The 13,101-nt window shown below is 65.9% G+C and carries 9 protein-coding genes; 3 read left to right on the plus strand and 6 right to left on the minus strand.

Annotated features, from left to right (window positions below):
- The first annotated feature begins 24 nt into the window (after positions 1–24).
- Together CXK94_RS02435 and CXK94_RS02440 are read left to right on the plus strand one after the other, a co-directional pair.
- Positions 25–345: a DUF2388 domain-containing protein gene (locus CXK94_RS02435; RefSeq protein WP_037044244.1), complete on the plus strand. Its 321-nt coding sequence runs from the start codon at positions 25–27 to the stop codon at positions 343–345.
- The gene (locus CXK94_RS02440) at positions 342–2,297 is read left to right on the plus strand and encodes a DUF4105 domain-containing protein (protein ID WP_102893149.1); all 1,956 of its coding nucleotides are present in this window, start codon (positions 342–344) and stop codon (positions 2,295–2,297) included. The genes CXK94_RS02435 and CXK94_RS02440 overlap by 4 nt, the downstream gene beginning before the upstream one ends.
- A gap of 189 nt (positions 2,298–2,486) precedes the next feature.
- Here CXK94_RS02440 and CXK94_RS02445 read toward each other — a convergent pair whose 3' ends face one another.
- The 6 genes from CXK94_RS02445 to polA all read right to left on the minus strand — a co-directional run bounded on the left by CXK94_RS02445 (position 2,487) and on the right by polA (position 12,721).
- On the minus strand, positions 2,487–3,443 hold the full coding sequence (locus CXK94_RS02445) for a hypothetical protein (RefSeq protein WP_037044801.1): 957 nt from the start codon (positions 3,441–3,443) through the stop codon (positions 2,487–2,489).
- A complete protein-coding gene (locus CXK94_RS02450; RefSeq protein WP_102893150.1) occupies positions 3,434–6,115 on the minus strand; it encodes a toxin VasX in 2,682 nt (893 codons plus the stop codon). Before CXK94_RS02450 ends, CXK94_RS02445 begins: the two co-directional genes overlap by 10 nt.
- Positions 6,112–6,687: a DUF4123 domain-containing protein gene (locus tag CXK94_RS02455; RefSeq protein ID WP_102893151.1), complete on the minus strand. Its 576-nt coding sequence runs from the start codon at positions 6,685–6,687 to the stop codon at positions 6,112–6,114. Before CXK94_RS02455 ends, CXK94_RS02450 begins: the two co-directional genes overlap by 4 nt.
- Positions 6,684–8,741, minus strand: a complete 2,058-nt coding sequence (gene tssI / locus CXK94_RS02460; RefSeq protein WP_102893152.1) for a type VI secretion system tip protein TssI/VgrG — start codon at positions 8,739–8,741, stop codon at positions 6,684–6,686. Before tssI ends, CXK94_RS02455 begins: the two co-directional genes overlap by 4 nt.
- Before the next feature lie 176 nt (positions 8,742–8,917).
- Entirely contained in the window at positions 8,918–9,436 is a 519-nt protein-coding gene (locus CXK94_RS02465; protein ID WP_003286458.1) for an Hcp family type VI secretion system effector, read from the minus strand.
- 540 nt (positions 9,437–9,976) lie between these two features.
- The gene (polA, locus tag CXK94_RS02470) at positions 9,977–12,721 is read right to left on the minus strand and encodes a DNA polymerase I (protein ID WP_102893153.1); all 2,745 of its coding nucleotides are present in this window, start codon (positions 12,719–12,721) and stop codon (positions 9,977–9,979) included.
- A gap of 76 nt (positions 12,722–12,797) precedes the next feature.
- Between polA and CXK94_RS02475 the strand changes: the two genes are divergently transcribed.
- On the plus strand, positions 12,798–13,082 hold the full coding sequence (locus CXK94_RS02475; RefSeq protein WP_037041667.1) for a DUF2782 domain-containing protein: 285 nt from the start codon (positions 12,798–12,800) through the stop codon (positions 13,080–13,082).
- Positions 13,083–13,101: the final 19 nt, after the last annotated feature.

Consider the following 13,101-nt stretch of genomic DNA (forward strand, 5'->3'; position numbering starts at 1 on the left):
CGCCCAAGAAGCGAGAACCCGTCCATGCTCAAACGCCTGATCACCCTCCCCCTCGCATGCGTCCTGCTGGCAGCCGGCGCCCAGGCCCAGACCCTGGTCGCCACCAGTAACATCGTGGTCCGCGCCCTGGACCGCAGCATCAACTTCACCTCCGACGTGACCAGCCGCATCAGCGACATGAAGGTGGTCGTCGAGGCCCGCGAAGATGCCGCCAGCTTCGTCGCCAGCGCCGGGGCGATCCGCGGCGCCCACCTGGAAGCCGCCATCGGCTCGCTGCGCAGCGAATTCCCCGACGCCCGCAACGCCAGCGACCTGGAGCTGGCCGAAGCCATCCTCGCCCTGTGAACCGCGCCTGCGCCTGGCTGCTGGCGGGCTGCCTCGGCCTGGTCGTCGCAAGCGCCCAGGCCGAATTGCGCCTGAAGCTGGACGATCGCGGCCTGCGGCCTGCCGAGCGCGCCGCAAGCCAGGCACTGCTCGACGAAGCCCTGGCCGCCCTGCCGCCGCGGCTGGTGCAGCGCCTGGAGCGCGAGGTACGGGTGAGGTGGCGCGACGGCCTGCCGCAACAGGCCTATGGCCGCGCCGGCGGCGACCTCATCGAGCTCAACCGGCGCCTGTTGCCGGCACTCGCCGACGGTTCCGCCGCGCACCAGCGCACCGACCGCCCGCATGGCACGCTCCGCCGCGAACTGCTCGCCACCGTCATCCACGAGCTGGTCCATCTCTACGACCGCGCCCGCCTCTGGTCGCCCGCGCAGCAGTTGCTGCAGGGCCAGTGCCGCCAACGCGCCGGCAGCCTCGGCCTGGTCGGCCTGCCGGACGATTGCCGCGGGCAGACCCGGCGCCGCTTCACCCTCAGCGACGATCCGCGCCTGCTCGACCTGGCCGGCTGGCCGCAACGGGTCGGCCGCCGTGGCCAGCGCGAACACGACAACGCCCAGGTGGCGCGCAGCCCGGACAACTACGAGCTGACCAGCCCGTTGGAATTCGTCGCGGTGAACCTGGAGTACTTCCTGCTCGACCCCAGCTACGCCTGCCGGCGGCCATCGCTGCAGCGCTACTTCAGCGAACACTTCGGCTGGCAACCGGCGGATACCGCGGCCTGTGCGCCCGGGCTGCCGATCCTCAATGCCGGCCGCGATTTCGGTCGCACGCCACTGCTGCAGCTCGATCCCGCACGGGTCTACGAGGTCGACTACCTGTTCGCCGAGGCCAACGAGGCCTGGGTCAGCCGCTGGGGCCACAGCATGCTGCGCCTGGTGATCTGCGCCCCGGGCCGCGAACCCGGGCCGGACTGCCGGCTCGATCTGGACCAGCACCTGGTGCTGTCCTTTCGCGCCTTCGTCGACGACGTGCAGCTGTCCAGCTGGGACGGCCTGACCGGCGTCTACCCGTCGCGGCTGTTCGTCCTGCCGCTGGGCCAGGTGATCGATGAATACACCAAGGTCGAACTGCGCGGCCTGGCCTCGGTGCCGCTGAAGCTGAACCGCGACGAGATCCGTACCCTGGTCGAGCGTAGCGCCGAACTGCACTGGAGCTACGACGGCAACTATTACTTCCTGTCCAACAACTGCGCGGTGGAAAGCCTCAAGCTGCTGCGCAGCGGTACCGCCCGCGCCGAGCTGGCGGCGCTGGACAGCATCCTGCCCAGCGGCCTGCTGGAAGTCCTGATCAACCGTGGCCTGGCCGACGCCAGCGTGCTCGACGACCCGCGCGAGGCGCTGCGCCTGGGCTATCGCTTCGACTCCTACCGCGACCGCTACCAGGCGATGTTCGCCGTGCTCAAGGAACGCCTCGGCCTGCCGCAGGACAGCGTCGAGCAATGGCTGGAGCTGCCCGCCGCCGAGCGTCGGCGCTGGATCGAACAGGCCGACCTGCGTGCCAGTGCCGCTCTGCTGCTGGTCGAGCAGGCAGCCCTGCGCCGGCAATTGCTGCTGGCCCAGGACGAGCTGAAGAACCGCTACCTCGGCGGCCGCGGCCGCGATGTCACGCTGAGCAAGGCCGACGACGCGCTGCAGGAGCTCCTCGCCAACAGCGGCTACCTGAGCCGCCCTGCCGAACTGCTTGGCGGCCAGGGCTACGGCCTGCCCCAGGCCAGCGAATGGCAGCGCCTGGAACACGAAAGCGCGCAACGCCAGCTGCGGCTCAACCAGCTCAGCGGAGAGCTGGAGCGGGAAGTCCGCGTACTGCTGGGCGATGAGCGGCGGCAGGAGCTGGAGACCATCGAGACCAACCTGACGCAGATCGGCGCGCACCTGCGCACATTGCACAAGGCCGGCGGCGGGCTGGAGTTGCCTTAGGTCCGTCGAAATTGCCGTGAAGCAAACCGCTTCTGCAATCCGGCACCGCCCGACGTAGGGTGCGCTCCGCGCACGCATCCTCCGAGGCCCGGCGGTGCGCGAAGCGCACCCTACGAAAAGCCCGTTCCCCGGGTGGGACGGCCGGACCGTTTCGTCGCGAACCGCTTCAGCAGAGTCCTATCCACGCATTCACACATCCAGCCCACGTTCTCGCTCCAGATCGATCAGCCGCGTCATCGGTCCGTCGGGCTGCAAACGCTCGGTGACGATCTGCGGCCAGCGGTTGCGCGAGCGGCGTTTGGCGATGTTGTAGGTGAACTCCTGCAGCCAGTTCATCGGGTAGAACAAGGTCTCTCCAAACAAGGAAAAGGCATCGGTCCAGTCCAGGTAATTTTTGCCGCCATGGGCGGCTTTCTTCTCGGCAATTTTCTGTTTGACCCAAGGGAGAAAGTCCGTGGGTTTCATATGGGCGGAAAGCATTTCCCTGACGAAGACATCGGATTCGCTGCGCTGGCCGTTCTCGTCGAACCAGGGGCCGTTGTCCATATAGGCGCGCAGCCACTCCCAGAAGCCCTTCTGCATCTGCAGGGTCTTGCCCATGGGCAGGCCCAGGCTCACCAGCAGGGCGTTGTCCGGCTCGCCCAAGCGTCGCACCAGGATTTCCAGGGAAGCATTGCGCATGCCGCCGGTATGCGGACCGACCATGATGAACTCGCCGGCCAGCGCCTGGATACCATCCCAGGGGGTATGGAACAACTCACCGTTGTGATCGAAATAGACTTCGCGAGTGCGGCGGTTGAACAGGATGGGCAGGGGGAGTGGGCGGCGAGTTTCCCAGAGGAAGGCCGGCAAAACTAAAGCGGCAGTAAATGAGAGCGTAAATATCGCGTCCTTGATGTCCCCTTGTAATGCAAATAAAAGAGAGAAAAAAAGCATTGTTAAACCACCAATTCCTCCCATCATTCCAGTCAACATTCCTCTACCCGTATCTCCCCCGGCCTTTAGGGTCAGATAGTGCTCGGTATGTTCGTCGGTGACGAACATCTCCCAAGGTTTTTCCCCGGTGGACTGGTCGGGAAGCAGCACCACGCTGGAGTTCTTGCCAAAGCGAGCGCGGGCTTGCTGAATCAAATCGCTTACAGCCATGCGAGTTCCTTGATTTCAATGGGAGGCAGGGTCAAACCCTCGATGGGGGAGTAACTAAGCTCGCCGTGGATGGCATCCAGTTCGCTGCCGTGCTCCTCGTGGTAGACGCGGCGATAGACCGCCACACCAGGCTCGCCCCGTACCCGGGTGCCGTCATGGCGATCGAAGTCCTTACCAGTCCATTCCACGGCCTTGCGCCTGCCACCGAGGCCAAGGAAGCTGCCCCAGGTCTCGTGGCCCTTGAAGTGGATCATATCGTCGGTCAGGGCGTCCTTGCCCGGCAGGCGCAGCAGTACGTAGGTGATGGTCTGCATGCCACGATAGGGGTTCAGTTCGTTGAGGCGATAGGCCTGGAAGACGATGGGAAAGAGGAGCTTGTAGAACTCGGTCATCGATCGCTCGTAGCTGTCGGCCCAATCGGCGGGTCGGATGCCGAAGCGGGTGTGCTTGACCCAGGCTTCCAGTGGAGTGTCCTGGGTATATTGCCGGGCGATCACCCCACCGACGATCAGGATGGTGACGCCCAGCGCGCGGGCAGCCAGGTGCGGCGCCACGCTGATGCCCCGGGCAATCGCGGAGGCTTCGCCAGCCATTACTGCCGCGCGGGCGGCACGCATGGCGCGAAAACCTTGTACATAGAGGGCCAGATTGGTGGTAGAAGCGAGGGTCAACCCGGCATTGATGGTGGCGGTGTCCAGATCACCAGTTTGATAGGCCTCCAATGCCTCGATTCCGAAGACCAGCGCATCGAAGCCCGAGGTAATCGATTGCAGCCCAGCGGTAGCCGCACCACGAACCAATGCACGTTCTAGCGTTTTTTGCGAGCTGATGGACAGCGCGCCACTGATTTCTACTGAGGTCTTCCAATCAACTTCTGCGACTTTCTGCAGGGTAGCAAATAGAGCAGAAGAAACGCCGAAAGCGCCGCCCAGAGCGCTCAATAAACTTTTGGCGTTTCTTTCTCGGTAAAACTGAAAACCACCCCAAGCAAAATTCACCCCCGCCACCAACGCCACCAAGCACTTGAGCGGCGCCTTTTCCAGCGCGCCCTTGCCAAGGTCGAGCATTCCCCTGAGGTTGACGTCCGCCGCCAGATGTCCGGCCAGGGCAGGCAGGTCCTTGGCTGGTAGCAGGCGGAAGAATGGCAGGGCGTCGCTGATAGCAGCACTCAACTGTGTGGGTTTGATATGAGCGGGTAGCCTGGGGCGCGTGCCCATCAGGTCGCTCATCCATTCGCCCAGTTGCCGCTGGCTGACGGCCTCGACGGCCAGGCGTTGCTGGCTGCGCGCCAGCGAGGCCGCCAGGTACAGGCGTCCGGCGGCCTTGGTGCCGTCATCGGCGCGTTGCAGGCCCAGCCCGGCAATGGGGGCCAGGGCGGTGAACAGGGCTTCCAGCGCCGAGCCCTGGACATGCCGGGCCAGTTTCTCCGCGGCCTGGTTGAGCAGCTCCGCCAGCTTGCGGGCTTCGTCGAGCAGGTTGGCGCCATTTTCCCGGGCGCCGTCGGCCAATCCGGTAAGGGCGTTGATTTCGCCGATACCCAGGCGCTTGCCCAGGCCCAGCAGCGACCAGACCAGCCAGGGTTTGCCGGAGCGCTGCTGGAGCGCCAGCGCGTCGGCGATGGCCTTGGCGCCCGGACCAGTGGCCGCCGGGCCGAGGCAGGCCGCCGCGAAGTGCAATTCCAGTTCACTGCGGGCCGCGGGACGTTCGATGTCGAAGTGACCGCAGGCGGTGTCCAGGCTGGCGGGACCGAGTTGCGCCAGGGTGTCGAACCAGGCCGCCCAGAGTTCGCCGAGGCGGCGGATGTCGGCAGCGTGGTCGTCTTCCTCCCGCGTCTGTTCCTGCCAGGTGGCGTGCAGCTTCCGGTAGTCGGTGATATCGCGCAGTTGCCCACCGACCTGCGGATCGTTCTCGCCCAGGGACTTGAGTACACCGGCCATGGCCCAATCCTCGCCGCGGATCTCCCGGGTGACCTTGAAGGCCTGCTGCCGGGCGCGGATCAGTTCGGCCAGGTCCAGCAACACGCCCCAGGGATCGTCGATCAGGGCATAGGCCTGTTGCTCGCAGCGCCGCATGTCGTCCAGCAGGCCCGGCCAGGCGGGGCGATGGGCGGAGGAAGGCTCGCAGCTCCAGCCATACCAGTCGGCATCCATATAGTCGCCGATCCGCTCGTGGATGCCGCGGGCCGGGCCGCTGAAAGGCGTCGCGCCCGGAGTGATGGTGCGCATCACCCGCTGGCGGATCTCCGTGCCGGTCCTGGCGGCAGCGAACTGCGCATCGCTCCACTGGCTGGGCGACCAGGCCAGCATGGCCGGTTCGCCGGCAGGCAGCAGCAGATAGGCCAGGCTGCGCCCGTCGATGACCTTGCCGCCACGCGGGGTCTGCGTCAGCACGGCCTGGACGACGCGGTATTCGACCAGCCGTTGCAGCCCGCTCTGCCAGACGTACAGCCAGCCATCGCGCAGCAGGCGTGCGGTGTAGTTCAGCGGGCGGCCGCGCAAGGGCTCGAAATAATCGCCGATGGCGGGAAATTCCCCTCGCAGCGGCGGCAGCTCATGGGCGCTGGTATCCACCGCCAGGGTCGGGCCGAGTGCATAGCGCAGCGGCAGCACGGCACTGAGCAAGGGGCAGGCGGCGGGCGTCAAGCGAGAGGAACGGGGAGCCTGGGCAGTCATGGTTTCGCGTCCTGTGCGATATCGTCCTGATTGGCCAATGCCTGCAGCAGGGGCCAGTCGAGCGTCAGTTGGGCGGCGATGCCCAGATCGTCCGGCGCCCCGTCCTGCTGCGGCCGGTCATTATGCCAGGCGCAGAAAATGCCGGTCCCATCGCGAAGCCAGACGCCCTGGACGCCATGCCAGAAACCTTCCGGCCACTGCGCCCCGCTCTGCCAGGCACGGTACAGCGGACAGGCATCGCCCAGGCGCAACCAGAGTTCGCCCCGCTCCGGCGTGAAGATGCGCAGGCGGCGCTGCAGGATACGTTGAAGATCGTCCAGCGCGGCATCGCTTTGCAGCCAGACGCCATCCTCGATATCGCTGCCGTGCCGCCACGCCTCGTAGACCGGACTACCCTGCGGGGCGTCCAGCAGGATGGGGCCCGCATCGGCGATGGGCTCATAGTCCGTGCCCAGCAGCAACGGCCAGGGTTGATGAGTGGGAAAGCGCTGATAGAGCCAGGCCGTGGCATTTTCATGGCGGGCGCCGTCCAGCAGAAGGGCGCCGTTGCCAGTGGCAGGGTGTGCGTTCATGCATCGTCCTCCGGCAAGGCCCTGGCCGCCTCGCAGACTTCGCACACACCCGCGCGGGTACTGCGAAACAGCAGGTTCTGCTTGAGCAGCGCTTCCAGCGGAACGCCCGGCCTGTCCGCATCAGCCGGGCTCACCTGCCCCGGCAGGATCGGCCTCGCCCCCGAGCCCTTGCCTGGGCTGCCGCCCGAATTGGCCTTGATGACGGGGCCGCTGAGGGTGATGCCGCCGGCGTCGAGCTTGACGAAGCTGCCGGCGGCCTTGAAGGTGAGTTCGCTGCCGGCTTCGAGCACCACTTTCAGGCCGCTGGAGAGGTGGATTTCCTGGCCCGCCTCGACGAACTGCCCGTTGCCGATCCGGATGTGCTGGTCGCGGCCCACCGTCAGGTGGTCGCTGGCCCTGACTTCCGTTTTACGGTCGCCGTGGGTGGTGCGGTGTTCCTCGGCCTGGAATTCGCTGTAGGCGTTGGCCTCGACGCGGTCGTGGCGTTCGTGGCCAACGCGGATCTTCTGGTCGTGCTCGATGTTCTCATCCCAGTCGCGCTGGGCGTGAACGTAGATCTGCTCGGCGCCTTTGCGGTCCTCGATGCGCAGTTCGTTGTAGCCATCGCCGCCCGGCGAGCTGAGGGTCTTGAACACCGATCGGGTCTTGTGCGCCGGCAGCTCATAGGGCGCGACGTGCTCGGCGTGGTAGAGGCAGCCGGTGACCAGTGGCTGGTCGGGGTCGCCTTCGAGGAAGGTGACCAGCACTTCCATGCCCACCCGCGGGATGGCGACGCCGCCGTAGCGGTCGCCGGCCCAGCTGCTGGAGACGCGCAGCCAGCAGCTGCTCTTGTCGTCGCGTGTGCCTTCGCGATCCCAGTGGAATTGGACCTTCACGCGGCCGTGCGGGTCGCAGTGGATTTCCTCGCCGGCCGGGCCGGTGACCACGGCGGTCTGGCTGCCGAGGATTTTCGGTTTCGGGTGTTTCAGGGCCGGGCGGTAGGGGATGTCCCAGGGTGTGGCGAGGAAGCGGTTGCGGTAGCTCTGCTGGAAGCCGTCGTCTGGCTGGGTATCGCTGGTCGCCGACTCTTCCAGCACCTGCGGCTGGCGGCCCTGGTGGTGGATTTCGCTCAGTAGCCAGAGCTGGTTCCAGTCGGCACGCGGATGGTCGGTCAGTTCGAGGAAATGGCCGCTGAGCAAACACGGCTGGTCGCTGCTGCCCTCGGCCTGCTGGTAGTCGTGACGGTGGCGCTCCAGAGCGCGTTGCGCCAGGTGCCTGCCACGGGCCCGATCGACGAAGCGCCCAGGGTAGTCGTAGTCTTCCAGGTCCGGGACGAGCTCACCGGAGACGGTACTCTCCAGTTGCAGGCGCGGTTGCTCGAAGTCGTAGTCGCGGCGGCTGACGCGGCTGGTGCGGGTTTCCAGGCGCAGGCCGAAACGCTTGACCACCGGCTCGTCGGCCACCAGCCCGGAATCCTGTTGGTAGGCCACCGGCGCGAGCGTCGGAAACACCGTCTGGTCGTCGCCGAAGACCAGCACATGGCCCTGGCGGTCGTGCTCGAAGTGGTAGTGGATGCCTTCTTCCTCGCACAGGCGCTGGAGGAAGTGCAGGTCGCTCTCGTCGTACTGCACGCAGTAGTCGCGCGCCGGATAGAGCACCGGGCCGAGCTGGAAGCGGTGGCCGGTGTCGGCGAGGATGCCGTGCTCCTCGAGGATCCGGGCGATGATCTGCGGCACGCTGAGCTGCTGGAAGATGCGCTGGTTGCTGCGGTGGGCGAGGTAGGCCAGTTGCGGCACCAGGGTCAGGCTGTAGCGGGTCAGGCGCTTGCCGGACTCGCCCTGGGCGGCACGCTGGATCAGGCCATGGATGCCGCCGCCGGCGCGATCGAAGGCCAGGAAGGCCGGCCGGTGCAGCAGGGCCTCGAGGTCCAGCTCGGGGCGTTCGCTGACCAGTTCGAGGTCGAAGCGGTAGGGCTGGGCGATGGCCTCGTGGCCGTCGAAGGCCAGCACCTGCAGGTCGTGCTCGAGCCCTTCGATGCTCAGCGTGAAATGGGGCTGGTTGGCTGCGGCGAACATCCATGTTCCTCCTGTTTCCGTCCATGGCGGGGCGCATGAGCGCTGCGGGGACCCGGCTTATCGGGTAGCGGCCGCTCTGCAATACGCGGGTTGCGCATTGCAGAGCGGCCGGTCGGTTTTTCCGTTCACTGCATCAAAAAACCTTGGCCAGCCTGGGCTGGCCAAAGGGTGTCGCCTCAACCGGCGATCGGGGTGCGCCAGTCGTCGGAACCGGACGTACCGGAGACCTCGTGGGTCCAGACGATCTTGCGATAGGTGAAGTAGACGTCTTCCAGGTGGGTGAAGTGGGACATGTTCGGGTCCTGGCAGTTGGGCATGCGCGACTGCACGTCGACGATCACCGCATCTTCCAGCTCGATGGTGAAGTAGTGCTCCTGGGTCCCGGTGGACGAGGTGCGGTACCACTCCAGGCGGCACTTGTTCAGGCGTTCGCCGGAGGTCAGGGCGTTGAAGATCAGCGGCGAGGACTTGTCGAACACCTTGGTGATCATCAGCGGCTTGTGCACGCGCTGGCCGGTCGGCTGGCCGGACTGCGGGTCGCGCGGGATGATGACCTGGTGCTGGAAGGCCTGTACCAGGATCTGGTCTTCGTGGCCTTCCTGGAAGATGTTACCCACAGAGTCCTCGGTGAAGGTGCCGGCGGTGATCAGGCCTTGCTTGGTGCCTTCGAGGGACAGGTACGCGGGTGTTGGCATGGGTGCTCTCCTTGTCTGGAATGAATGCCGAATGGCGAGCTTCTCAGTACAAGTGCCGTGCCAGGATCAGAAAACACTGATTAATCAATAGATTGCGTAAGCAGCCAGAGCCTACCGAAAGCCATTTGTGATCCAGCGCACAGAAAGTTGCGCAACATCTTGCGCACCCCCGTGCAAAAAGTTGCGCAATGGCCTACAGGCTCCGTATTGCCTGGCCTGTATGCATTCATCCACAAGGTTATCCACATTTGGGGTGTGCAAGATGTTGCGCAGTCAGGACGTTCGCAAACGCCACGGCCCTGCCTCCCGGGCGGGCCGTTTGTCGAGGACGCTCACTTTCCTCCGGGCAAAAAAAACCTCGAACTTCATTGGGGGAGGGGGAAGTTCGAGGTTCAAATCCGGACCGCTAGGGCGGGGTCCAGAGATCTGCCAACACTTAACACAACAAGGAGCATCGAAGGATTTTTACACCCTTCGCATCCTCTGACCGAACGGTTTCCGGATTAGTTCACCGCCGGCGAAAAAAAATTCGGCCAAGGCTCAATGCGCTTCGTCCCAGTTGCCGCCGACACCGGCTTCCACCAGCAGCGGCACGCTCAGCTCCGCGGCACTGCTCATCAGCGGGCAGATCGTCTCGCGCACCTGCTCGACCTGCTCCGCGCGGACTTCCAGCACCAGTTCGTCGTGCACCTGCAGGATCACCCTGGCGTCCAGCCCGCTTTCCTGCAGCCAGCCGTCCACGGCGATCATCGCGCGCTTGATGATGTCGGCGGCGGTACCCTGCATCGGCGCGTTGATCGCGGTGCGTTCGGCGGCCTTGCGCATGGCGCCGTTCTTCGAATGGATTTCCGGCAGGTACAGGCGGCGGCCGAACAGCGTTTCGACGTAGCCCTGCTCGGCCGCCTGGGCGCGGGTGCGCTCCATGTAGGCGAGCACGCCCGGGTAGCGGGCGAAGTAGCGGTCGATGTATTCCTGGGCCTCCTTGCGACCGACGTCGATCTGCTTGGCCAGGCCGAAGGCGCTCATGCCGTAGATCAGGCCGAAGTTGATCGCCTTGGCGCTGCGCCGCTGATCGGCGGTTACCTGGTCCAGCGGCACGCCGAAGACTTCGGCAGCCGTGGCGCGGTGCACGTCCAGGTCGTTCTGGAAGGCGTGCAGCAGGCCGGCGTCCTGTGCCAGATGGGCCATGATGCGCAGTTCGATCTGCGAATAGTCGGCCGCCAGCAGCTTGTAGCCCGGCGCCGCGATGAAGGCCTGGCGGATACGCCGTCCCTCGGCCGTCCTGATCGGGATGTTCTGCAGGTTCGGGTCCGACGAGGACAGCCGGCCGGTGGCGGCCACCGCCTGGTGGTAGCTGGTGTGGATGCGCCCGGTGCGCGGGTTGATCTGCTGCGGCAGCTTGTCGGTGTAGGTGCCCTTGAGCTTGCTCAGGGAACGGTGCTGCATGATCACCTTGGGCAGCGGGTAATCCTGCTCGGCCAGTTCGGCGAGCACGCCCTCGGCGGTCGACGGCTGGCCGCCGGCGGTCTTGGAAAGTACCGGGCAGCCGAGCTTGTCATAGAGGATCGCCCCGAGCTGCTTGGGCGAGCCGAGGTTGAACTCCTCGCCGGCGATGTCGAAGGCCTCGCGCTTGAGCTGCACCAGCTTCTCGCCCAGCTCGACGCTCTGCTGGCCGAGCAGTTGCGCATCGACCAGCGCGCCGTTGCGCTCGATGCGCGCCAGCACCGGCACCAGCGGCATCTCGATCTCGCGCAGCACCCGGAGCAGCGACGGCGTCTGTTCCAGCTTGCCGAGCAGGGTCTGGTGCAGGCGCAGGGTGACGTCGGCGTCCTCGGCCGCGTAGGGCCCGGCCTGCTCGATGGCGATCTGGTCGAAGGTCAGCTGCTTGGCGCCCTTGCCGGCGATGTCCTCGAAGCGGATGGTGCCGCGGCCGAGGTATTTCAGCGCCAGGCTGTCCATGTCGTGGCGGGTGGCGGTGGCGTCCAGCACGTAGGATTCGAGCATGGTGTCGTAGGCCATGCCGCGCATCTCGATGCCGTAGTGGGCGAGCACGTTCATGTCGTACTTGCCGTGCTGGCAGACCTTGGTTTTCGCCGGATCTTCCAGCAGCGGTTTGAGCGCGGCGAGCACCGTGTCGCGATCGAGCTGCGGCGGCACGCCCATGTAGTGATGGCAGAGCGGCACATAGGCTGCCCGCCCAACCTCGACGGCGAACGACAGGCCGACCAGCTCGGCGCGCTGGGCATCGAGGCTGGTGGTCTCGGTATCGAAGGCGAAGCAGTCGGCGGCCTGTAGCCGAGCCAGCCAGGCGTCGAACTCGGCCTGTTCGAGGACCGTGTCGTACTGCGCCTCGGCCTGAATCGAGCAATCCTCGGGTGCCGCCTCGCAGTTTTCTCCCGCCGCCTTGGCTTCGCGCAGCAGCTCGTCGAGCCACTGCTTGAACTCCAGCTCGCGGTACAGCGCGATCAGCGCCTCGCGATGCGGCGCGCCGGGCATCAGGTCGCCGACCTCGACGTCCAGCGCCACGTCGAGCTTGATCGTCGCCAGCTCGTAGGACATGAACGCCGCGTCGCGGTGCTCGGCCAGCTTGGCGCCCAGCGACTTGGCGCCGCGGATCGGCAGGCCGGCGACCTGGTCGAGATTCTCGTAGAGCCCCTTGAGCCCGCCGGGGATGCCGTTGAGCAGGCCGCAGGCGGTCTTCTCGCCCACACCGGGCACGCCGGGGATGTTATCGACCTTGTCGCCCATCAGCGCGAGGAAGTCGATGATCAGTTCCGGGCCGACACCGAACTTGCTCTTCACCCCCTCGATGTCGTAGACGCTGCCGGTCATGGTGTTGACCAGGGTGACGTGCGGGCAGACCAGCTGCGCCATGTCCTTGTCGCCGGTGGAGATCACCACGTCGCGGCCCAGCGCCGCGCACTGGCGGGCCAGGGTGCCGATGACGTCGTCCGCCTCGACGCCGTCCACGTTCAGCAGCGGCAGGCCCAGCGCGCGCACGGCGGCGTGCAGCGGTTCGATCTGTACGCGCAGGTCGTCCGGCATCGGCGGGCGGTGGGACTTGTAGTGTTCGAACAGTTCGTCGCGGAAGGTCGGGCCCTTGGCATCGAAGACCACCGCGAAGGGGCTGTCGGGATACTGCTTGCGCAGCGCCAGCAGCATGTTCAACACCCCTTTGACCGCTCCGGTGGGCTTGCCGGCGGAGGTGGTCAGCGGGGGCAGCGCATGGAAGGCGCGGTAGAGGTAGGACGAACCGTCCACCAGGACGAGGGGGGCTTGGCTCATGAGCGGAATCAACCTTTTCGGCGGGCCCGGAGCTAGAATGCCAAGGACCACTTATCGACAAAGGGACAAGGTTATCATGCGCGCTCTCAAACACCTGATGCTGGCCAGCCTACTGGCGTGCGTGCCCCTGGCCGGTTTCGCCCAGGAACCGGTCGAAGGCGAGCCGGACGTGACCATCCGCCAGGAGGGCGACCGCACCGTCGAGGAATACCGCGTCAATGGCTTCCTCTACGCCGTGAAGATCACCCCCAAGCACGGCAAGCCCTACTTCCTGGTGCGCGCCGACGGCAACGACGGCAACTTCGTTCGCGCCGACCAGCCGGACATGCTGATTCCGTCCTGGAAGATCTTCAGCTGGTAATGCCCTGATAGGTAGGAGG

The sequence above is a fragment of the Stutzerimonas stutzeri genome (assembly GCF_002890915.1).
In the GTDB taxonomy this organism is placed as follows: Bacteria; Pseudomonadota; Gammaproteobacteria; order Pseudomonadales; family Pseudomonadaceae; genus Stutzerimonas; species Stutzerimonas stutzeri_AF.